Raw genomic sequence first — 21,091 nt, forward strand, 5'->3', positions numbered from 1 at the left:
CGCGCGTCAACCGGAGGTTCGGTCGATGGTCGGCCGAGGAGGGGGTGACGCGGCCGGCGCGTCCGTCACGCGGCCACCACGCGGCCGGCGCGCAGCCGCGGTCAGCCGGCGGTCAGCCGCGCAGCAGGACGAGCAGCTCCCGCTCGGGGTTGCGCGTGGGATCGATCGTCCGGCCGCGGTGGTACTGGTCGACGACCCGCGGGTCGACGTAGCTCGCCCGCGCGACGGCCGGCGTGTTGTTGAGCACCTCCGCCGCTGCGCGCATCGCCGCGGCGACGACCCGGGCGCGTCGCGCGTCGCTCGTCACGGGGCCGGCCGCGGCGAGGTAGCGCGCCACCGTCACGGTGCCGTGGAGGGTGCGGAAGTCCTTGGCGGTGAAGTCGCCCCCGGTCTGCTCGCGGACCTCGTCGTTGATGTCCTCGGGCGAGATGCTGCGCCACCTGCGGCTCCGCAGGTAGGCGAGCAGGCGCAGGTTGCTCGACTCGATGTCGCGCGGGTCGATCGGGGCCGTCTCGTCGGCACCGGCCGCCGCATCCGCGCCGGTCGCGGTCGTCGTCGCCGTCGGGCGGGCGCCGGAGCGGTCGCGGGCCGCCCGCGCGGCGCGACGGCGGCGCTCGCGGACGTACGCCGCGAGGTCGTCGTCGACGATCTCGCTCTGCCAGCGGTGCCGGCTCTTGGCGGGGAAGTCGAGCGCGACGGTCGAGCCGGTGACCGTCGCGTGCCGCCACAGGAGCGAGGCGAGGCCGAAGCTGCCGTGCTCGAGCGCGTACTTCTCCGACCCGACGCGGAGCGACGCCTCGTCGAGCATCCGGAAGCCGGCCGCGAGCGCCCGCTCGCGGGTGAAGCCGTCCTCGCGCAGGTTCCGCCGCACCCGGCCCCGCGCGGCCGGGAGCACCTCGGCGAGGTCGAGCGCGCGGTCGAACTTGATCGCGTCCATCCGCGCGCGCCAGGCCGGGTGGTAGAGGTACTGGGTGCGTCCCGCCGCGTCGACGCCGGTCGCCTGGATGTGGCCGTTCGCCTGCGGGCACAGCCACACGTCGGTCCAGGCGGGCGGGAGGACGAGCGCGTCGAACCGGGCGACGAGCTCGGCATCGGTGACGGGCCGGCCGTCCGGGTCGAGGTAGTGCGCGCCGGTGCCCGTCCCGGTCCGGGTGTACCCGGGACCGGACAGGCGCGAGCGGCGCAGACGTGGCATGGGCCAACGGTAACGGCGGCGCGGCGCGCGAGATGGACGGGCGGGGCGGACGCGCGAGGGGCGCCGTCGAGACCGCGACCGTCGAGGCCGAGACCGACGGCGCGCCGCCGGGACTGGCGTAGCGTCGCCGGTATGGCCGATCCGATCGACATCGCGCAGCTCACCGCCACCGAGATCGCCGCGGCGGTGAGGTCGGGCCGGCTGCGCGCCGTCGAGGTCGCGGAGGCGTCGCTCGCGGCGGCGGCGGGGGTGGGCGCCGAGCTCGGCGCGTTCGCCCGGCTCACGCCCGAGCTGGCGCTGGCCGAGGCGGGCGCCGTCGACGCGGCCGTCGCGCGCGGCGACGCCGCGGCCGCCGCCCTGCGGCTGGCCGGTGTCCCGTGCCCGATCAAGGACCTCAACGCCGTGCGCGGGGTGCAGCTCACGGCGGGTGCCGCGGTCCTCGCCGCCGCCCCGATCGTCCCCGACGCGGACGACGGCACCGTCGTCCTCCTGCGTGAGGCGGGGACCGCGACGATCGGCAAGACCGCGACGCCCGAGTTCGGGTTCCCGCCCTACACCGAGCCGCGCACGGGGCCCGGCGGTGCGATCGTCGCGGCGCGCACGCCGTGGGACCTCACCCGCGGCGCCGGCGGGTCCTCGGGTGGCGCCGCGGCGAGCGTGGCCGCGGGGATCAGCCCGATCGCGCACGCCTCCGACGGCGGCGGCTCGATCCGCATCCCGGCCGCGAGCTGCGGCATCGTCGGGTTCAAGCCGTCGCGCGGCGTGGTGAGCTCCGGTCCGCTCGGCGTCGACGGTCCGGGACTCGGCACGCAGGGCGCGCTCGCGCGGACCGTGCGTGACGCGGCCGTCGCGCTCGAGGTGCTGGCCCGGCCGTGGCCGGGCGAGGTGGTGGCGAGCCCGGCGCTCGACGGTCTCGGCGACGCCGTCGAGCTGGACCGCGCGACGCTGGTCGACGGGCTGCGCGGGCTGCGGGTCGGCGTGCTGACCGACCCGGTCGTCGCCGGCGACGCCGTCGTCCACCCGGAGGCCGTCGCGGCGGCGGAGCGCGCGGCGGACGACCTGCGCTCGCTCGGGTTCGACGTCGCGACGGCGCCCGTGCCGTTCACGCCGCAGGAGTGGCTCGCGTTCATGCCGCTGTGGTCGGTCGGGGCGCTGACGCTCCCGGTCCCGGACGAGGCCGAGCAGCTGCTCGAGCCGCTGACCCGGTGGCTGCGCGAGGTGGGGCGCGGGGTCACGGGCGCCCAGTACGCGCTCGCGGTCGCCGACGCCCAGCGCGTCGCCCGCCGGATGGCGACCGCGTGGGCGCCGTTCGACGTCGTCGTTACCCCGAGCCTCGCCGGACCGCCGGCCCCCGTCGGCTCGATCCGCGACGACGCCGACCCGGAGCACGACTTCGAGGAGCAGAAGCGGTTCACGCCGTGGACCTCGCCCGCGAACATCGCCGGCCGGCCGTCGGTCTCGGTGCCGATCCACCGGGCCGTGCTCGACGGCGTCGAGCTGCCGTTCGGGGCCATGCTCACGGGACGGATCGGCGAGGACCGCGCGCTCATGGAGCTCGCCCGGCTGCTGGAGATCGTCGACCCCTGGCCGATGCCGCCGACCGTCCCGGTCCGGGGCGCCGGGGGCTGACGGGCCCCGTCGTCCGGGGGTGGCTTCCGCGGCGACAGGTCCGGCGGTGGCCCGGCGGCGGCGGGCCGGGACCGTCGCCCCGATGTCGGAGGCGGGCGCCCTCAGCCCGCGAGCGGCAGGAAGTGCGTGCGGGTCAGCGGGGCGAGGGGGAGGTCCCGCGCCTGGTCGAGGCTGACCCAGACCGCCTCGGCGATCTCGGCCGCCGGCCGCACCGCCGCGACCTCCTCGGCGGTGAGCGTCACGGCGAAGGCGTCGGAGACGACGACGTGCCCCGCCTCGTTCGCCGCCGTCTCGCTGAACCGGCCCAGCGGCCGCAGCCGGTCGGCGCTCAGCGTGACGCCGAGCTCTTCCGCCACCTCGCGCCGGCCGGTCTCGAGCGGTCCCTCGCCCGGCTCGGGCTTGCCGCCGGGCTGCATGAACGCGCTCGTGCCGCGCTTGCGGACGAGCAGGAGCCGGCCCGCGTCGTCGAGCACGAGGATCGCGGTGACCCGGATGGTCGGGGACTCGCCCACGTCGTTCGCCCCCATCGTCAGTCGCGCCGGCTCACGGCCCACACCGTGCCCAGCCCGGCGAGCGCGAGGACGACGACACCGCCGATGCCCCACACCAGCGCCTTCCAGATCCACGGCGGCGCGCCGCCGCTCGTGGCGCTCGCGGTCGCCTCCAGCACCAGGGGCGTGTCCCACGAGGACTCCCACGTCACCGTCGTGCCGTCGACGACGCCGGACCCTCCCCGCGGCACCTCGACCGTCCCCGGGAAGGTGAGCGCGACCCGGATCGACGACTCCTCGGCGCCCGGCGGCCGCTCGCCCTCCGCCTCGGCCACCGGGACGCCGTCCTGACCGACGGCGTCGATCGTCCCGGCGACCTCGAAGTCGTTCCCGACGCGGGTGATGAGCTGCTCCGAGCCGAGCGTGAGGTTGACGATGCTGACCCGGTCGAGCGTGAGGGTGGTCCCGAACGCCCCGGACTCGGTCGCCGGCGCCGCGGTCACGCCCTTGACCGTGCGCAGCCCCGGCAGCACGCGGTTCTCGATCGCGAGCACGGTGGCGCCGGCTGCGGTGCGGGCCTCCGGGGTGTCGTCCGTCAGGGGCACGACGAGCACGATCGTCCCGCTCACCGTGTTGGTCCTTGCCTCGACGGCGAGGTCGGCGTCGGCGCGCACGCACCCGGCGAGGCCGAGCGTCCCGAGCAGCGTGAGCACGACGAGCAGGAGACCCGTCGGCGTGCTGGGGCGGTGACCGTGGCGTCGTCGAGCGCGGTGCATCGACCGATCGTGGCACACCGCGCTCCGCGGCGCGTCCCGCCCCGCGGAGCGGTCGGTCCGCGGGTCGGGACACGACCCGTCGGCCGGTCCGTCCGCCGGCCCGCAGGCCCTCACCCAATCCCGGGCAACCTGGTGCGCCGGCCGATTTTTCCTGTCAGTGTTGGAGGCATGAACGAGAAGCTCACCACGAAGTCTCAGGAGGCCATCGCGGCAGCCCTCCAGGCTGCGACGGCGGCTGGGAACCCCCACATCGAGCCCTCCCACCTCCTCCTCGCGCTGCTCGACCAGCGCGACGGGATCGCGGTCGCGCTGCTCGCGGCCGTCGGCGTCGACGCGGGTCATCTCGTCCAGCGGGCCAAGGGCATCCTCGCGACGCTGCCGAGCGCGAGCGGCTCCAGCACCTCCCAGCCCCAGGCCTCCCGCTCGCTGCTCAACGTCATCACGGCCGCCGGCGAGGAGGCGCGGGCGCTCGGCGACGAGTACGTCTCGACGGAGCACCTGCTCATCGCGCTGGCCGGCAGCCAGTCGCAGGCCGGCGACGTGCTGCGCGGCGCCGGCGCCACCAAGGACGCCCTCGTCGGCGTGCTCCCGAACGTCCGCCCCGGGCGCGTGACGTCGGCCGACCCCGAGGGCAGCTTCCAGTCGCTGGAGAAGTACGGGACGGACCTCACCGCCCGCGCGCGCGAGGGCAAGATCGACCCCGTCATCGGCCGTGACTCCGAGATCCGCCGCGTCGTCCAGGTGCTCTCGCGCCGGACCAAGAACAACCCGGTCCTCATCGGCGAGCCGGGCGTCGGCAAGACCGCCGTCGTCGAGGGACTGGCGCAGCGCATCGTCGACGGCGACGTCCCCACCTCCCTCCAGGGCAAGACGCTCGTCTCGCTCGACCTCGGGGCGATGGTCGCCGGCGCGAAGTACCGCGGTGAGTTCGAGGAGCGGCTCAAGGCCGTGCTGGAGGAGATCAAGAACAGCGACGGCCAGATCGTCACGTTCATCGACGAGCTGCACACCGTCGTCGGCGCCGGAGCCAGCGGCGACGGCTCGATGGACGCCGGCAACATGCTCAAGCCGATGCTCGCGCGCGGCGAGCTGCGGATGATCGGCGCGACGACGCTCGACGAGTTCCGGGAGAACATCGAGAAGGACCCGGCGCTCGAGCGGCGGTTCCAGCAGGTGTTCGTCGGCGAGCCGAGCGTCGAGGACACCATCGCGATCCTGCGCGGCATCGCCCCGCGCTACGAGGCGCACCACCAGGTGACGATCTCCGACTCCGCGCTGGTCGCGGCCGCGACGCTGTCCGACCGCTACATCCCCGGCCGCCAGCTTCCGGACAAGGCGATCGACCTCGTGGACGAGGCCGCGTCCCGCCTGCGGATGGAGCTGGACTCCTCGCCCGTCGAGATCGACGTGCTCCAGCGCCAGGTCACCCGGATGGAGATGGAGGAGCTCGCGCTGGAGAAGGCCGACGACGCCGCGAGCCGGGACCGGCTGGAGAAGCTGCGCGCCGAGCTGGCCGACCACCGCGAGGAGCTGGCGGGCCTGGTCGCGCGGTGGGAGGCGGAGAAGTCGAGCCACAACCGCGTCGGTGAGCTGCGCGCCCGCGCCGACGAGCTGCGCACCGCCGTCGAGCGGCACATCCGCGAGGGCAACTACGAGGAGGCGAGCCGCCTGCAGTACGGCGAGCTGCCGAAGGTCGAGGCCGAGCTGCGCGAGGCGGAGCGCGTCGAGGAGGTAGTGGACGTCGAGACCGCTGAGGGGAGCCCCGCGGGCGACCCGATGATCGCGGACAAGGTCGGGCCGGACGAGGTCGCCGAGGTCGTCGCGGCGTGGACGGGCATCCCCGCCGGCCGCCTGCTGGAGGGCGAGACCGAGAAGCTGCTGCGGATGGAGCAGGTGCTCGGCGAGCGGCTGATCGGGCAGCGGGCCGCCGTCGCCGCCGTGTCCGACGCGGTGCGCCGCGCCCGCGCCGGCATCGCGGACCCCGACCGGCCGACCGGGTCGTTCCTCTTCCTCGGGCCGACCGGGGTCGGCAAGACCGAGCTGGCCAAGGCGCTCGCGGAGTTCCTGTTCGACGACGAGCGGGCCATGGTCCGCATCGACATGTCGGAGTACAGCGAGAAGCACTCGGTCGCGCGGCTGGTCGGGGCTCCTCCGGGGTACGTCGGGTACGAGGAGGGCGGCCAGCTCACCGAGGCGGTCCGCCGCCGGCCCTACTCCGTCGTCCTGCTCGACGAGGTCGAGAAGGCGCACCCGGAGATCTTCGACATCCTTCTCCAGGTGCTCGACGACGGCCGGCTCACCGACGGGCAGGGCCGCACCGTCGACTTCCGCAACGTCATCCTCATCCTCACCTCCAACCTCGGCTCGGCCGCGCTGATCGACCCGAACATGGACGACGCGGCCAAGCGCGAGTTCGTCATGGCGGCGGTGCGGGCGGCGTTCAAGCCGGAGTTCATCAACCGGCTCGACGACGTCGTCATCTTCGACGCGCTCACGCTGGAGGAGCTCGGCGAGATCGTGGAGATCTCGATCCGCGCGCTCGACCGGCGGCTCGCGGACCGGCGTCTCGGGCTCGAGGTGACCGAGGCCGCGCGGGAGTGGCTCGCGATCGAGGGCTACGACCCGGCGTTCGGCGCCCGGCCGCTGCGCCGCCTCGTCCAGCGCGAGATCGGCGACCGGCTCGCCGTCATGCTCCTGTCCGGCGAGGCGCGCGACGGCGACACCGTCGTCGTCGACCGGGCCGAGGAGGGCTCCGGCCTCCGGCTCACCGCGGTGCGTGCGGGGTGAGGAGCTGACCCCGGTCACGGGCCGGCGTGCACGGGCCGGCGTCCTCGGCATCGCCCTCGCGGCGTGCTCGGCCGCGCTGCTCGCGCTCGGCACCATCGGCGCGGGGGGAGCGCCGGCGCAGCAGCCCGCGACGGCGGACTCGACGGTGGCCGGCGTGGTCTCCCTCGTGCAGCCAACGCCCGCCCGGGTCCACGACATCGCCTGGGACGGCTACTCGCTCCTGCTGGACGGCGAGCGCGAGCGGATCTGGTCGGCCGAGTTCCACTACTGGCGCCTGCCGAGCACGAGCCTGTGGCGCGACGTCCTGCAGAAGTACCGCGCGGCGGGGTTCAACGCGATCTCGGTGTACTTCCACTGGGGCTACCACTCGCCCGCGCCGGGGGTCTACGACTTCGACGGCGTGCGCGACGTCGACCTCCTGCTCGACATCGCGCAGGAGGAGGGCCTCTACGTCATCGCCAGGCCGGGGCCCTACATCAACGCGGAGACGACGCGGGGCGGGTTCCCGGGCTGGCTCACGACCGTCGACGGCGTCGCGCGGACCGACGCGCCCGACTACACCGCCGCCGCCGACGAGTGGCTCACCGAGATCGACGCGATCCTCGCCCGGCGGCAGTACACGGACGGCACCGGCCCCGTCGTCCTCTACCAGATCGAGAACGAGCTGGCCCGGACGGACGCGGCGACGCAGCGCGCGATGGAGCACCTCGCCGCGAAGGTGCGCTCCGACGGGATCGACGTGCCGCTGTTCCACAACGACGTCGGGAACAACGGCCTGTGGGTCCCGGCGTTCCGCCAGGACGGGACACCGACCGCGGTGGTGCCCGACGCGCTGCGCACGAGCGCCGTCGACCTCTACGCGTTCGACTCCTACGCGGCCGGGGCGTGCGAGGCACCGGACGTCGTCGGCGACCTCCGGGCGGCCCCGAACCTCGGGCTGCACGGCGTCGGCGGCCGCATGGGCGGCTCGACGGCCTCGCCGGAGACGCCGGGCTTCCTCGCCGAGACCGGCGGCGGCTGGTTCGACTACTGGGGCAGCCCCGGCCTGTTCGACTGCACCGCGCAGCGCCAGGGGCTCGGCCACCAGCGGGTCTTCTACGGCACGAACATCGTCAACGGGCTCACGCTGCACAACATCTACATGGTGTTCGGCGGGACGAGCTGGGGCTGGCTGCCCTCCCCGGTCGTCTACACCTCCTACGACTACGGCGCCGCGATCACCGAGGGACGCCAGGCGCGGGACAAGCTCGGCGGCCTCAAACAGCTCGGCTACCTGCTGGACGCGGTGCCGCAGCTGCGCGAGCTCGACGCCGGCGCACCCGTCGCGGCGTCGTCGGCGGAGGTGACCGTCCTTCACGACGTCGCCCCGGCGACCGGGACGCACGTCTACCTGGCGACGCACGAGCCGTCCAGCTCCGTCGCCGACACGGCGTTCACCTTCCCCGTGGAGACCGACGACGGCGACTACCTGGTCCCGCAGTCGGGCACCCTCCGGCTGGCGGGGCAGGACGCCAAGCTCCTCCTCGCCGCCTACGACCTCGAGCGGCAGCGGCTCGTCTACTCGACGTCGCAGCTCACGACGCACCTGCGCCACGGCGAGGGGGCCGACGGACGGGACGTCGCGCTGCTGCACGGTCGCGCGGGCGAGGACGGTGAGACGGTGCTGCGGTACGCGAGCGAGCCGACGGTCACCGTCCTGGCCGGCGAGGCCACCGCGACGTGGGACGCCGCCCGCGGCGACCTGCGGCTGGACTACCCGCACGACGGGCTGACCGAGGTGCTCCTGCGAGGCGGCGGGCGCGCGCCGCTCCTCCTGCTCATCGCGGACGACGCCACGGCGGCCGGCTTCTGGCGCGAGGACACGGACGCCGGTGCGGTGCTCGTGGCCGGGCCCGAGCTGGTGCGCGGGGCCGACGCGACGGTGGTCGCCGCGGGCGGGGCGCGGCTCGACCTGACCGGGGACACCGCGACGGAGACCGAGCTGCGGGTCTGGGCGGACGACGACGTCGTCGAGGTGACGTGGAACGGGACGCCCGTCGCGGTCGGGCCGGCGCCCGTCGCGGTCGGGCCGGCGGACGCGTCGGACGGCGCTGGTTCGTGGCCGGGCGGCAGCCTCGTCGCCGTCGACCGGCTCCCCGGTCCCGACGCGGTCGACCTGCCGGACCTGTCGACCGCCGTCTGGCGCGTCGCCCCCGGGTCGCCGGAGAGCGAGCCGGGGTTCGACGACTCCGACTGGGCGGTGGTCGGCACCGACGCCGTCGGGCGGCCCGTGCTCGACGCGGATGAGCACGGCTTCCACCAGGGCGACGTCTGGTACCGCGGACGGTTCGTCGGCGGCCTCGACTCGGTCACCCTGACGTACGGCGGCGGGGGAGCCGGGCTCCTCCAGGCCTGGGTCGACGGGGTCTACCTGGGGCAGGACGTCGTGCCGTCGGGGCAGCCGACGCCGGAGACGACGTCCTCCGTGACGTTCGAGATGCCGCCGGGTCTCGGCGCCGGGGAGCACGTGCTGTCCGTCATGGTCCGCAACAACGGCCACAACCAGGACATCCCGGCCGACGACATGTTCAAGGAGCCGCGCGGCCTCGTCTCCGTCGACCTCACGGGGGTGCTCGTCCCGCGCGTCGCGTGGCGCGTCCAGGGCACCGCGGGCGGAGAGCAGATCCTCGACCCGGTCCGCGGCGTCATGAACGCGGGCGGGAGCTTCGGCGAGCGGCACGGGTTCCACCTGCCCGGCTACCCGGACGCGGACTGGTCGACGGGGTCGGTGCCGGCCGGGGGGAGCGACGTCGCACCGGGGACGACGTGGTACCGCACGACCCTCGACCTCGACCTGCCAGCCGACCACGACGTCTCGCTCGGCCTCACGATCGGCGACCCGAGCGTCCCGGCCGGCGACGCGCGCTACCGCGCCCTCGTCTTCGTCAACGGCTGGAACGTCGGCCAGTACGTCGCCGACGTCGGCCCGCAGCACACGTTCGTGCTGCCGAACGGGATCCTCGACCCGCGGGGCGCGAACACCCTGGCGATCGCGGTCACGAGCGACGGGGGTGCCGGGAACGGCCTCGAGGAGGTCGAGCTGACGACGCTGGGCGTCGTCCGCGGCGGTGTGCCCGTGACGCCGGAGGCCGCCCCGTCGTGGTCGGCCGACGTCTACGGGACCCTCGACGCCGGCCGTCCGTAGGCTGGTCGCATGCTCCTGTCGACCTGCATCCTCCCCGTCGCCACGGGCCCGGCCGCGACGCGGGACGCGTGGCGGCGCGCCGAGGGCCTCGGGTTCCACGCCGCGTACACCTACGACCACCTCAACTGGCAGGAGTCGTTCCGGGACGGTCCGTGGGGGGACGCCTGGCTCACGCTCGCGACGGCGGCCGCGGTCACGTCGAGGATCCGGCTGGGCACGCTCGTCTCGACCCCGAACTTCCACCACCCGGTGATGCTGGCGAAGGACGTCGTCACGCTCGACGGGCTGTCCGACGGGCGGGTGACGCTCGGTCTGGGCGCCGGGACCGAGGAGTACGACGCGGCGATCCTCGGGGCGCCGCCCCTGACGCCGCGGCGACGGGCCGACCGGTTCGCCGAGCTGGTCGAGCAGCTCGACCACCTGCTGACGCACGACGTCTCGACCCTGACCGGCGAGTGGTACTCGGCGGTCGAGGCGCGGGTGCTGCCGCGCTGCGTGCAGCGGCCGCGCGTGCCGTTCGCCATCGCCGGTGGCGGGCCGCGCGGGATGCGGCTCGCGGCCCGGTACGGACAGGCGTGGGTCACGGTCGGCGACGACCGGATCGGACGGGACGGCACGGTCGAGGAGACGCGTGCCGCGATCGCCGCGCAGACCGCGCGACTGGACGCGGCGTGCGTCGAGGTGGGGCGCGACCCGGCCTCGCTGGACCGGATCCTGCTGACCGGGTTCACCGCCGACGCCGTGCACGCGGTCGAGCCGTTCCTCGACGCCGTCTCGGCCTACGCCGCGCTGGGGATCACGGAGATCGTCGTGCACGCCCCGATCGCGGGCACCAGGTTCGCGATGGACGAGGACGCCTACGAGGAGATCGCGGCGCTCGGCGCGGAGATCGCGCCGCTCTGATGCCCTCGGGTCGGGCTGGGTCGGGTCGGGCGTCGGGGTCGGCGGGTCAGCCGATCGGGGCGACGAGGTCCCCGGCCGTCGCGCTGCCGGTCATGGTGCCGTCCGACACGAGGAGGCAGGACAGCATCCGGCTGCCGGCGTCCCACTCCTCCTGCGTCGGCACGAACGCGTCGACGTAGAGGTTCTGCGTGTTCGCGGTCGGCGGGAGCGCGGACGAGACCGGGCCGTAGCACTCGTCGATGGCGTCGTCGTAGAGCGTGTCGTCGCCGGGGTAGGCCGTGCCCGTGCGGGTGAGCTGCGCGATCACCTCTCCGTCGTGCGGCTGAGCGCACGGCACCACGAGGATGTCGGCGTCGGTGATGCTGGTGGTGTCGAGGCACATGCCGGGCACGAGGTCGGCGACGGGGACGGTCTGCTCCTGGGAGACGTCGCCGGGGTTGACCCGGGTCGGGCCGCCGCCGAGCTGGACGATGAGGTTCGCGAGCACGACGACGATGACCGTGAGCACCTGCAGCACCCCGACGACGATCGCCACGACGCCGATCCGGATGGACGCGCCGGCGCGGCGCGAGCGCGTGACGGACATGGCGCCGAGGACGATCCCGATGAACCCGACGACGAAGGCGAGCCCGAAGCCGATCCAGCCGATCGTCGTGCCGGGGTTGGGGCCCGTGCGCGGCGGCTGCTCGCCGGGACCGTCCGGCGGCTGGCCGTAGCCGGCCCCCGGCGGGGCGTAGGTCCCGGTCGGCGTCTGGCCGGGTGGGGGTGCGGCTGCGTAGCCGGAGGCGTACTGCGGCTGGGGCGCAGGCGGCTGGGCCGCCGGGCCGGCCGGCTGGTAGGGCTGCGCCGACGGGGCCGCGGGCTGGTGCGGTGCCGCCGCCGGCTGGTACTGCGGCGGCGTCGCCGGCGGCTGGGGCTGCGCCGGTGGCTGCTGCGACGGGTCGATCCCGTAGCTCCCGGAGGGCACGACGCCGTAGCCGCCGCCGGCTGGCTCGGTCGGCGGCTGGGGGTCGTGGCCGGAGGGCGTGCTCATGCGCAGCAACCTACCGGCACTTGCCGCGACGGTGCGCGCCGCGCGACGCCGTCAGGAGAGGTCCCCGGTGATCTGGCCGAGCGTGGAGCGCGCCGAGCAGGACATCGCCCGGACGCCCTCGTCCCAGGCCGCGGGCGTCGGGACGATCGGCCACGCGAGGAAGGAGTCGGCGGCGAAGCCGTGCTCGGCCAGGATGCCGGAGCACCACTCGGTGGCCGTCTCGAGCGCCGGGTCCTGCCCGGGGTAGGTGTCGGACGGGTAGTCGGTGACGGCGAGGACCTGGGCGAGGTGCGGCTCCGCGCAGGGGACCAGGTGGAGCTCGCCGACCTCCTGCTGCGGTGGCACGGTCTCGACGCAGTTGCCGGCCGCGAGCGCGCTCGCGTGGACCGTGCGGGGTGCCGCGACGTCCCCCGGGGTGGCCGTGAGGTCGGGGCCGGAGAACGCCCCGAGGCCAGCGGCGACCCCCAGCCCGACCCAGCCGAGCGTCCCGAGGATGCCGAGCCCCAGCCCGACGCCGGCGATCGCCGGGCTGCGTCGCCACTGCCGGGTGGTGCGACGCAGGCCGAGCGCACCGAGCACGACGGCGACCGGCCCGAGCCCGATCGCGCCCGTCGCGACCGCCGCGACGCTCACGGCGTCGAGCGGCGCTCGCTCGATCGCGGGGATGGCGAGACCGGCGCCGGCGGCCAGCGTCGTCGACCCCGCCTCCGACGAGGCGGACGGCGCCGACGCGATCGACGCCGGCGGGGTTCCCGCGGCACCGGGCACCCCCCAGGCCTGCTGGCCGGGCGGCGGTGCCCACGGTTCCGCCGTCGGGCCGGCGACGCCGGGTGGCGGTGCCCACGGCTCGGCTGTCGGGCTGGCGACGCCGGGCGGCCCACCCTGACCCGGACCGGCCGGCGCGGGCGCCGCCCGCTCGGTGCGCGCCGAGTAGGGGCTGCGTCGTCGGCGCGCGGCCTCCTCCGGCGACGCGTCCGGCGCCTTCGGGATCTCCGGCAGCCCGCCGTCCTCGCCCCCCGCGTGCCGGCTCATGCGGGATCCGCCAGCTCGACGACGACGGGGGCGTGATCGCTCGCGCCCTTGCCCTTGCGCTCCTCGCGGTCGATCCGCGCGCCGGTGACCCGCGCCGTGACCTCGGGCGAGCCGAGCGCGAGGTCGATCCGCATGCCCTGGCGCTTGGGGAAGCGGAGCTGGGTGTAGTCCCAGTAGGTGTACTCACCGGGGGTGTAGCTGCGCGTGAGCTCCGTGAAGCCGGTGGCCTCGATCGCGGCGAGGGCCTCCCGCTCCGGCGCCGTGACGTGGGTGCTGCCCTCGAAGAACTCGCGGTCCCACACGTCCTCGTCGAGCGGGGCGATGTTCCAGTCGCCGAGCAGCATCGTCGGGGTGCCCGACGCGATCCAGCTCGCGGCGCTCGCGCGCAGCGCGGCGAGCCACTCGAGCTTGTAGGCGTAGTGCGGGTCGACGATGGTCCGCCCGTTCGGCACGTAGAGCGACCAGACGCGCACGCCCCCGCACGTCGCCCCGAGCGCCCGCGCCTCGGTCGCGAGCTGCTCACCCCAGCCGGGCTGAGCCTCGAAGGCCGTCTCGACGTCCTCGATCCCCACGCGGGACACCACGGCGACCCCGTTCCACTGGCTCAGGCCCGTGTGCGCGACCTCGTACCCGATCGCCTCGAACGGCAGGTGCGGGAACTGGGCGTCCTTGCACTTCGTCTCCTGCATGGCGAGGACGTCGACGTCGTTGCGCTCGAGCCAGGAGGTGACCCGATCGACGCGCGCTCGGATGGAGTTGACGTTCCACGTGGCGATCCGCATGACACCAACCGTATCCGCGACCACCGACACCGGCGGGTCTCAGCCCTGAGCGTCCTCGCCCGGGTCGGCGGGCGCCGCCGACGACATCCGGTGGTCTCCGCCCGCGGCGTCGGGCGTCCCCGCCAGCGTCGCCGCCGCGCGCTGCTCCAGCCGGTCGGCGAGCCGGTCGACGTCGTCGAGCACCCCGGGGATGCCGTTCCAGGCGTCGCGGACGTCCTGGATGCGGAACGCCGGCAGACCCGTCAGCTCGGCCACCTGCGCGATGATCGTGTCCATCGCGCTCTCGTAGCCGGTGGTCTGGGCCATGGCCGCGCGGAAGCCGCTGACGAACTCCTGGACCTGGGCGACCTGCCCCTCGGTCATCTCCGCCGCGAGCGCGAGGAACTCGCCGATCTCGGCGGCGTTGTCACGGACCGACTCGACCGGGGCGCGCACGGCCCCCTTGGCCGTGTCGGTCGCGGCCCGCACGCGCGCCACCATCGCCTCGAGGGCGTAGCCGGCGACGCCGGCGCCCGTGTTGAGGACGCCCTCGGCGAGGTCGGCCAGCGCGCCGTCGCCCAGCTCGGCGCGGGGGATCTCGACGGTCGGGACGGTGAGACCGTCGATGGCCGTGAGGATCTCCGCCGATCCCGCCTGGACCGCGTCCGCGTTCGTCCGGCCGTCGCGCGCGGCCTGCTGGAACTGCTGCAGCGCTGCGATCCGCTCCTCCATGGCCGCCAGCGCGGTGTCCGACGCCCCGCGCAGCACCTCGAAGCTCGACTTCCCGTCGAAGAGCTCGGCCGAGACACGGTCCATGGAGGCGAGCGACTGGGCCGACGCCTCGCTCACCGCGGCCAGCTCCGCGTCGATCCCCGCCCACGCCACCCGGCCGGCGGCCGAGGTCGCGCGCAGGTTCGCGGCCTGCGCCAGCATCGCGGGTGCGAGGGCCACGTCGCCGAGGTCCCCGGCCGACAGGCGCTGGAGCGGGTCGGCCTCCTGCTGGACGCTGGGGCCCGCCGCCTGGCCGGACGTGCGGCGCTCCGTGAGCAGGTCGCCGCCCCAGACGTTGAACATCTGCTGCGCCCAGTCGAACAGCGTCTTGCCCCAGTTCTTGGCCATCCGCGCGAGTATCGCGAGGGCACCCCGGTTCGCGCTGACGATGCCCGTCTGGGAGACGCCGGCCGACGCCAGCGCGATGATGTCGAGCACCATCGAGACGGCGGAGCCCATCGAGTTGGCGGCGTAGCCGTCGGCGAGGGAGGCCCAGGCCTCCTGCTGGTCCGGGTTGTGATCGGCGTTGTAGGCGGCTCCGACCATGAGCCCGGTGTCGAGGAACGTGAGCACCGTCGAGAAGTAGGCCTTGGCGAGCGCGAAGACCCCGTGCGCCGACGCCGAGACCGGGATGAACTCGGCGCCGATGACGGAGACGGCGAGACCGTCCTGGACGAGCTCGTTGATGTAGACGACGTGGCCGACCGCACCGTTGAGCATGTTGATGCCGTTGCGGACCATGAGGAACACCGAGAAGATCGGGTGCTCGGTCATCGCCCCCGGCGTGGCCCTGACGTCCTGGGCGAACTGGAGGGCGTCGGCCGCCAGCCCGCCGTACAGCCCGAGACCCGGGACGGCCCGGCCGAACTCGAGCGGCGTGCGGATGTAGTTGCCGTTGTCGACGACCCAGCCCGTGAAGTCGAACGGCGGCGACACCGTTGCCGGACCGCCGCCGGTCCCCCCGGTGCCGCCCGCGCCCCCGTTCCCGCCGCCTCCGCCGCCGCTCCCGCCACCGTCGCCGCCACCGCCGTCGAGCGTGGCGGCGGGACCGTCGAGGGGGACGCCCGCGGCCGGGCCGGCGTCGGCCGGGACGAGCCCGAGCTCCTCCGGTCCGCTCGCCGTCGGCTCCGGGACGACGGGGGCGGCCGGGACCGGCTCCGGTGCGGGGAGCGTGACCGGCTCGACGGACGCGACGGGCCCGGCGCCCGGGTCGCCGGACGTCGCCGGACCCTCCGACGCCGCGGAGGACGACGCCGGGCCGGTGGACGTCGCCGGGTCGGTCGGGGTTCCGCCGGACGCGCTCGCGGCGCCGGGGTCGAGGGACATGCCCGGGTCGAACGAGGCGGCCGGTCCCGGCATCGAGACCGCGGCGTCGGTCGCGTCCGACGTCTCCGGCTCCCGCTCGTCGAGCGGCTGGGACGGGGCGTCGCGCTGCAGGCTCGCCGCGACGGCCCGGTTGCCGGCCAGGCGCTGCAGCGCGTGCACCCGGGCGTGCGAGGCGGCGGACAGCCGCGGCGACGCGGGGCGAGCTCCCGCCACGGTCACCCCGGCCGCGAGGTCAGGCCCGGACGCGAGACCGGCCCCGGACGCGCGGTCGGGCCCGGACGGGCGTCGAGCGGTCGTCTCGATCGTCTCCGTCTCCGCGGTCTGGGGCGTCACGGCTCCCTCCCTCGGCCGCGATGTCCGTCGCGGTCGGGGCGGATCGCCGGCGCGCTCGCTGGAAGCGCCATGGGCGGAGCCTCGCAGGCGGGAGTGCGTCGACCTCGCCCCTTCGCCGCGTCCGGTCGGGCTCCGCCCCCTGCCCGAACGGGCAGGCTCGCGCTCGGGAACCACCGGTGACGCGCCGCTTGACCAGCCCGGCAACGTCCCTGATCCTTCAAGCATGGGTAAAGCGACGGTCGAGACCTCCTCGGACCGCGGGCAGGTCGACCCGGGGCGATGGGAGCGCGAGTGGCACCGCTCGGGAACGCGAACGCTCCGCGTGATCGGTGGGCCGACGCTCGTCCTCGTCGCGATCCTCGCGGGCCTGGTGACGCTGACCGCGCGGGGCGGGATCGAGAGCAGGCTCGCGTTCCCCGCGATGCTGCTCGCGACGTTCGTCGTCGTGCTCGTCATCGTCGGCATCGCGCTCTGGCTGAGCTCGGCGCGGCTCACCTGGCTGGTGCGCTCGATCCGCCGTGCCCAGCCGGAGGTCGTGCTGGTCGGAGCGCACGTCGATCGCCGTCGGCTCCTCGACGTCCTCGGGGTCGACGGTCCGTCGCCGCGCGTCGCGATCGCGATCACGGCGACACCGGCCGGCCTCGCCATGTGGCGCGACCCGGACCGGCCCTTCTTCGCGACGCCGTGGAGCTGCGTCGCGCTCGCCCGGTCGGCCGCCGTGGAGTCGACGGAGGTGAAGGGACGGTTCTGGCGCACGTTCCGGTTCGCGCTGCGCACCGGCGGCCCCGAGCGGTACCTCAGCGTCAACCTGCTGCACGGCCTCCCGCTCGCCCGGTACGTCCCGCCCGACGGCCTCGACGCCTTCGCCCGGACGTGCGACCTCCTCGCGGGACGCCGGCTCGACGGGAGCCAGCCGGTCGACGCCCCGGCCGACCCGCCGACCGACCTGCCCGACTGGGGTTCGTGGGGTTCGTCCAGCACGATGGGACGATGACCACCGCACTCATCACGGGAGCGAGCGCCGGGCTCGGCACCGAGTTCGCCTGGCAGCTCGCCGAGTCCGGCCACGACCTCGTCCTCGTCGCTCGTTCCGTCGACCGGCTCGAGACGCTGGCGGAGCAGCTTCGCGCCGCCGCGCGCGTCCAGGTCGAGGTCCTGCCGGCCGACCTGGCCGACCCGGACCAGCTCGCGCTCGTCGTCGAACGGGTGCATGCGGGCAGTCCCGCGCCGGTCGACGTCCTCGTCCTCAACGCCGGGTACGGCCTCGGGGCGACGTTCCACCGGACCGCGCCCGGGGTGGAGGAGGCGGCGCTCGCGGTCATGGTGACGTCCGTGCTCGTCCTGGCGCGGGCGGCCGTCGAGGAGATGGTGCCGCGCGGCCGGGGGACGATCATCACGGTGGGGTCGGTGGCCGGGCTCATGGCATCCGGGACCTACTCGGCGCACAAGGCCTGGGTCCGCACGTTCACCGAGGGTCTCGGCCGTTCGCTGCGGGGGACCGGCGTCACCGCGACGGTGGTCAACCCCGGCCTCACCCGGACCGAGTTCCACGACCGGGCGGGCTGGCGGGCGTCCGGCTTCCCCCGCTGGGCGTGGCTCTCGGCCTCGGACGTCGTCGCCGACACGCTCGCGGCGGCGCGGGCCGGGCGCGTCGAGGTGACGCCATCGCTGCGCTACCGCGCGGCGTCGTGGCTGCTGCGGCACCTGCCGCGCGGCGTGGTCCGGCGGATCAGCCGCTCGTTCTGACGCCCCCGTCCGCTCTCTGCGGATCGGACGCGCCGCCTCGGCCCCGTCGTGCGCGTCGTCGCAGGTCGCAGGGCTGGAGGCCGCCGGGCGGGCGCGGGCGGGGTGGGCCGATCCGCGCGGAGCGGACGCCCCGGGGCGGCAACTACGCTGGGCGATCGTGAGCACCCCGAAGCAGCGCCTGGCCGACCTCGTCTCCGATCTCGCCGTCGTGCACGGCCGCGTCACCCTCGCCTCCGGGCGGGAGGCCGACTACTACGTCGACATGCGCCGCGCGACGCTGCACCACGAGGCCGCGCCGCTCATCGGGCACCTGCTGCTGGACAAGCTCGAGGAGAACGGCTTCGGCCCGGGCGAGATCGACGCCGTCGGCGGGCTCACGATGGGTGCCGACCCGGTCGCCGCCGCGATGCTGCACGCCGCGGCGTCCCGGGGGCTGGAGCTCGACGCGTTCGTCGTCCGCAAGGCCGCCAAGACCCACGGCATGGGCCGGCAGGTGGAGGGCCCGGACGTCGTGGGCCGCAAGGTCGTCGCGCTCGACGACACCTCGACCACCGGCGGCTCGATCCTCACCGCCGTCGAGGCGCTGCGCGAGGCCGGTGCGGAGGTCGTGGCGTGCGCCGTGGTCGTCGACCGCGACACGGGTGCCCGCGAGGCCGTCGCCGAGACCGGCCTGCCGTACTTCTGGATCCTCGACACCGAGGATCTCGGCCTGCCCGCCACCGACTGACGCCGTCCTCGGGACGCCTCACGCCCGGGCGCGCGGCCAGCTCAGGGCTCCACCGCGTGCTCGGACACCCTGCCGTCGCTGGCGCGCAGCTCGATGGTCTCGGGGAACGGGCCAGCGGTCGTCGTCGGCCACCACGCGGCGTAGGGCCGATCGAGCGCGCCGCCCGGGCTGTCCGCCGCCCGTGGCGGCGGGTCGGAGACGGTCGCCTCGACGGTGGTGCCGTCGGTCAGGTGGAGGACGACGCCTGAGGTCCCCTCGGGCACACCTCCCGTGACGGCCGTCCACCCGACACCGTCGGTGACGCTGTAGCTGTACCCGCCGAAGGGGTCGACGGCGTCGTCCCCGTCGACCATTCGCGAGTCGGCGGTCCACTCCATCACGGCGACGAGGCTGCCGTCCCCGGCGCCCGAGGAGTCCAGCAGGCACTCGACCTGGAACGCGGTCCCGTCGGAGGCCGACCCGCCGCCCAGCACGACGTAGGTCCACGACCCGCGCGAGTCGACGACGACCGGGTCGAGCACGTCGTCGAGCCCGTCGGCCGTCGCCGTCTCCTCCGGCCCCGTCTCCTCCGTCGCCGCCTCCTGCCCCCGGACCTCGTCGAGCTGCGCGGCGAGGCGGGATCGCGCCTTCGCCTCCGCCTCGGCCCGGGCGGCCGCGAGCGTGAGCTGCGCCGTGGTCGCGCGCTCCTGGCACTGCAGCACGAGCGTGGTCTCCGCCCCGACGTCGCCCGGCCCGGGGCTCGGGGACCAGTCGGCGAAGGCCGAGGGTGCGGACGGGCTCGGCCACAGGACGAACACGACGCCGAGGACGACGGCGGCCGCGACCGGCATCATGAGGCGCAGCGCCCGGGCCCGCCGCGCACGGGCCGCGGCACCTGTCACGCCCGCGCCCGGTCCCGTCCCGTGCCCGATCGCGGCGTCGAGTCCCGCCCGCGCCTCGACCAGCCGCGCGTCGTCGGGTCGGTCGGGTGCGTGTCGACGCAGGACGTCGGCGCTCCGACTCGGGTCCATCCAGTCGTGGTGCTCGATCCCCATGTCAGTCTCCCTCCCAGGCAATGACGGCGTGAGCACGAGGGTCGGCTCGGCGGGAACGGCCGTCGGCGTCGTCGTCGGGGTGCAGGGCGGCGCGCAGCCGCCGACGGGCGCGGTGCAGACGCACCTGGAACGCGCTCACGGAGCAGCCTGCGACGCGGGCGGCATCGGCGGCGGCGAGCCCGTCCCACGACGTGAGCAGCAGGGCCTCGCGCTCCCGCGGGGTGAGCGCCGCGAGACCTCGCAGGAGCGCATCGCGCTCGAGCGCCACGTCCTCGGCCGCCTCGGCCACCGGTGGCAGGACATCGGCGATCCGGGCGAGCTCGTCGGCCAGTGCCCGCGCCCGGTAGCGCGAGCGGTAGGCGTTGCGGATCGTGTTGCGGGCGACGACGAGGAGCCACGGCATCGGCTCCCCGGGCACGTCGGCGAGGCGGCGCCAGGCGATGAGGAAGGTCTCGGAGACGACCTCGGCCGCGGTGTCGGGGTCGACGTGCCGCATCGCGTAGGCCTGGACCCGGTGCGCATAGGCGTCCCACAGGGCGTTGAGGCGCTCGGCGTCGGTGCTCACACCACAGGAGTGTCCGAAGGACGCCGTCCCTTACGTCCCCGTTGCCCGGTCGGTCGGGGGAGGGGTCAGACCTTCTCGGGGTCCTCGCCCGTCGCGATCTCGAGCGCCGTCTCGGCGGGCTCCCGGGCGGCCTTGCGGCGGGCGCGCCAGATCTCGAACACCATCGGCAGCACCGAGATCGCGACGATGACGACGAGCAGCGCCTCGATGTTCTCCTTGACGAACGTGAGGTTGCCCAGCGCGTAGCCGAGCAGCGTCACCCCGACCGCCCAGACGAGCGCGCCGATCACGTTGTAGGAGACGAAGTGCCGGTAGTTCATCCGGCTCATCCCGGCCGCGACGGGCGCGTAGGTCCGCACGATCGGCACGAACCGGGCCAGCACGATCGTGCGGCCGCCGTAGCGCTCGAAGTAGTCGTGGGCCTGCTCGATGTACTTGGGCTTGAGGATCCTCGCGTTCGGGTTGCGGAACAGCCGCGCGCCGAACTGCCGCCCGATGAAGTACGCGAGCTGGTCCCCGAGGAAGGCCGCGGCGAACAGCATGACGAGCAGCAGCGGGAGGCTGATGGTGAGCTGGTCCTGCGCCACGAGCGCGCCGGCCGTGAACAGCAGCGAGTCACCCGGCAGGAACGGGAAGAGCAGCCCCGTCTCGATGAAGATGACCGCGACGATCCCGATGAGCGCGGCGTCGCCGAACCGCTCGATGAGCGTGTTGGCGTCGAGCCAGTCCGGTCCGAGCGCGATCGTCTGTCCGGCGGCGTCCGCGAGGACGGAGAAGGAGTCGAGGAAGGGCACCGGC

The 21,091-nt window shown here is 75.0% G+C and carries 17 protein-coding genes; 7 read left to right on the top strand and 10 right to left on the bottom strand.

Annotated features, from left to right (window positions below; all coding sequences use genetic code 11):
* Positions 1-112: 112 nt before the first annotated feature.
* Positions 113-1,195 carry a DNA topoisomerase IB gene (locus tag EDD28_RS17925; RefSeq protein WP_245967968.1) on the bottom strand — a complete coding sequence of 361 codons (1,083 nt, stop codon included), beginning with the start codon at positions 1,193-1,195 and terminating at the stop codon, positions 113-115.
* A gap of 132 nt (positions 1,196-1,327) precedes the next feature.
* Here EDD28_RS17925 and EDD28_RS08105 point away from each other — a divergent pair, with 132 nt between their 5' ends.
* The gene (locus EDD28_RS08105; protein ID WP_123739140.1) at positions 1,328-2,824 is read left to right on the top strand and encodes an amidase; all 1,497 of its coding nucleotides are present in this window, start codon (positions 1,328-1,330) and stop codon (positions 2,822-2,824) included.
* 101 nt (positions 2,825-2,925) lie between these two features.
* Here EDD28_RS08105 and EDD28_RS08110 read toward each other — a convergent pair whose 3' ends face one another.
* Together EDD28_RS08110 and EDD28_RS08115 are read right to left on the bottom strand one after the other, a co-directional pair.
* Positions 2,926-3,336 (bottom strand): NUDIX hydrolase, encoded by a 411-nt coding sequence (locus EDD28_RS08110; protein ID WP_245967969.1) that lies wholly within the window; start codon positions 3,334-3,336, stop codon positions 2,926-2,928.
* A gap of 17 nt (positions 3,337-3,353) precedes the next feature.
* The gene (locus EDD28_RS08115; RefSeq protein WP_123739142.1) at positions 3,354-4,091 is read right to left on the bottom strand and encodes an LppM family (lipo)protein; all 738 of its coding nucleotides are present in this window, start codon (positions 4,089-4,091) and stop codon (positions 3,354-3,356) included.
* 168 nt (positions 4,092-4,259) lie between these two features.
* Here EDD28_RS08115 and clpB point away from each other — a divergent pair, with 168 nt between their 5' ends.
* From clpB to EDD28_RS08130, 3 genes are read left to right on the top strand one after another with little or no spacing between them, the layout of a single operon-like run.
* On the top strand, positions 4,260-6,878 hold the full coding sequence (clpB, locus tag EDD28_RS08120; protein ID WP_123739143.1) for an ATP-dependent chaperone ClpB: 2,619 nt from the start codon (positions 4,260-4,262) through the stop codon (positions 6,876-6,878).
* A complete protein-coding gene (locus EDD28_RS08125; protein WP_211339140.1) occupies positions 6,868-10,062 on the top strand; it encodes a beta-galactosidase in 3,195 nt (1,064 codons plus the stop codon). Before clpB ends, EDD28_RS08125 begins: the two co-directional genes overlap by 11 nt.
* Before the next feature lie 9 nt (positions 10,063-10,071).
* Positions 10,072-10,965: an LLM class flavin-dependent oxidoreductase gene (locus EDD28_RS08130; RefSeq protein WP_123739144.1), complete on the top strand. Its 894-nt coding sequence runs from the start codon at positions 10,072-10,074 to the stop codon at positions 10,963-10,965.
* A 46-nt stretch (positions 10,966-11,011) separates the two neighbouring features.
* Here EDD28_RS08130 and EDD28_RS08135 read toward each other — a convergent pair whose 3' ends face one another.
* Genes EDD28_RS08135 through EDD28_RS08150 form a run of 4 tightly spaced genes read right to left on the bottom strand, consistent with a single transcriptional unit; the run spans position 11,012 to position 16,221 of the window.
* Complete coding sequence (locus tag EDD28_RS08135; RefSeq protein ID WP_123739145.1) at positions 11,012-11,998, bottom strand: septum formation family protein; 987 nt, start codon at positions 11,996-11,998, stop codon at positions 11,012-11,014.
* 51 nt (positions 11,999-12,049) lie between these two features.
* Positions 12,050-13,030 carry a septum formation family protein gene (locus EDD28_RS08140; protein ID WP_123739146.1) on the bottom strand — a complete coding sequence of 327 codons (981 nt, stop codon included), beginning with the start codon at positions 13,028-13,030 and terminating at the stop codon, positions 12,050-12,052.
* Entirely contained in the window at positions 13,027-13,812 is a 786-nt protein-coding gene (locus tag EDD28_RS08145; RefSeq protein WP_123739147.1) for an exodeoxyribonuclease III, read from the bottom strand. Before EDD28_RS08145 ends, EDD28_RS08140 begins: the two co-directional genes overlap by 4 nt.
* 39 nt (positions 13,813-13,851) lie before the next feature.
* On the bottom strand, positions 13,852-16,221 hold the full coding sequence (locus EDD28_RS08150) for a hypothetical protein (protein ID WP_123739148.1): 2,370 nt from the start codon (positions 16,219-16,221) through the stop codon (positions 13,852-13,854).
* A gap of 223 nt (positions 16,222-16,444) precedes the next feature.
* Between EDD28_RS08150 and EDD28_RS08155 the strand changes: the two genes are divergently transcribed.
* The 3 genes from EDD28_RS08155 (at position 16,445) to pyrE (ending at position 18,694) form a co-directional block, all read left to right on the top strand.
* Positions 16,445-17,215, top strand: coding sequence for an MgtC/SapB family protein (locus EDD28_RS08155; protein ID WP_123739149.1), 771 nt, complete (start codon positions 16,445-16,447; stop codon positions 17,213-17,215).
* Positions 17,212-17,967: an SDR family NAD(P)-dependent oxidoreductase gene (locus EDD28_RS08160; protein ID WP_123739150.1), complete on the top strand. Its 756-nt coding sequence runs from the start codon at positions 17,212-17,214 to the stop codon at positions 17,965-17,967. The genes EDD28_RS08155 and EDD28_RS08160 overlap by 4 nt, the downstream gene beginning before the upstream one ends.
* 157 nt (positions 17,968-18,124) lie before the next feature.
* Positions 18,125-18,694 carry an orotate phosphoribosyltransferase gene (pyrE, locus tag EDD28_RS08165; protein WP_245967970.1) on the top strand — a complete coding sequence of 190 codons (570 nt, stop codon included), beginning with the start codon at positions 18,125-18,127 and terminating at the stop codon, positions 18,692-18,694.
* Positions 18,695-18,735: 41 nt separating this feature from the next.
* Here the strand turns inward: pyrE and EDD28_RS08170 are convergent, their stop codons facing one another.
* The 3 genes from EDD28_RS08170 to EDD28_RS08180 form a co-directional block, all read right to left on the bottom strand.
* Positions 18,736-19,728, bottom strand: a complete 993-nt coding sequence (locus EDD28_RS08170; protein WP_123739152.1) for a hypothetical protein — start codon at positions 19,726-19,728, stop codon at positions 18,736-18,738.
* A gap of 1 nt (position 19,729) precedes the next feature.
* A complete protein-coding gene (locus tag EDD28_RS08175) occupies positions 19,730-20,293 on the bottom strand; it encodes an RNA polymerase sigma factor (protein WP_123739153.1) in 564 nt (187 codons plus the stop codon).
* 65 nt (positions 20,294-20,358) lie between these two features.
* Positions 20,359-21,087 carry a VTT domain-containing protein gene (locus EDD28_RS08180; protein ID WP_123739154.1) on the bottom strand — a complete coding sequence of 243 codons (729 nt, stop codon included), beginning with the start codon at positions 21,085-21,087 and terminating at the stop codon, positions 20,359-20,361.
* Between the last annotated feature and the right edge of the window lie 4 nt (positions 21,088-21,091).

The sequence above is a fragment of the Salana multivorans genome, assembly GCF_003751805.1.
Lineage (GTDB): Bacteria > Actinomycetota > Actinomycetes > Actinomycetales > Beutenbergiaceae > Salana > Salana multivorans.

What these genes read in the sequence shown, in the direction of transcription:
- clpB (WP_123739143.1), top strand. Translation starts at nt 4,260, where the DNA reads ATGAACGAGAAGCTCACCACGAAGTCTCAGGAGGCCATCGCGGCAGCC.
- EDD28_RS08115 (WP_123739142.1), bottom strand. Translation starts at nt 4,091, where the DNA reads ATGCACCGCGCTCGACGACGCCACGGTCACCGCCCCAGCACGCCGACG.
- EDD28_RS08105 (WP_123739140.1), top strand. Translation starts at nt 1,328, where the DNA reads ATGGCCGATCCGATCGACATCGCGCAGCTCACCGCCACCGAGATCGCC.
- EDD28_RS08170 (WP_123739152.1), bottom strand. Translation starts at nt 19,728, where the DNA reads ATGGGGATCGAGCACCACGACTGGATGGACCCGAGTCGGAGCGCCGAC.
- EDD28_RS08155 (WP_123739149.1), top strand. Translation starts at nt 16,445, where the DNA reads ATGGGTAAAGCGACGGTCGAGACCTCCTCGGACCGCGGGCAGGTCGAC.
- EDD28_RS08145 (WP_123739147.1), bottom strand. Translation starts at nt 13,812, where the DNA reads ATGCGGATCGCCACGTGGAACGTCAACTCCATCCGAGCGCGCGTCGAT.
- EDD28_RS17925 (WP_245967968.1), bottom strand. Translation starts at nt 1,195, where the DNA reads ATGCCACGTCTGCGCCGCTCGCGCCTGTCCGGTCCCGGGTACACCCGG.
- EDD28_RS08130 (WP_123739144.1), top strand. Translation starts at nt 10,072, where the DNA reads ATGCTCCTGTCGACCTGCATCCTCCCCGTCGCCACGGGCCCGGCCGCG.
- EDD28_RS08140 (WP_123739146.1), bottom strand. Translation starts at nt 13,030, where the DNA reads ATGAGCCGGCACGCGGGGGGCGAGGACGGCGGGCTGCCGGAGATCCCG.
- EDD28_RS08135 (WP_123739145.1), bottom strand. Translation starts at nt 11,998, where the DNA reads ATGAGCACGCCCTCCGGCCACGACCCCCAGCCGCCGACCGAGCCAGCC.
- EDD28_RS08160 (WP_123739150.1), top strand. Translation starts at nt 17,212, where the DNA reads ATGACCACCGCACTCATCACGGGAGCGAGCGCCGGGCTCGGCACCGAG.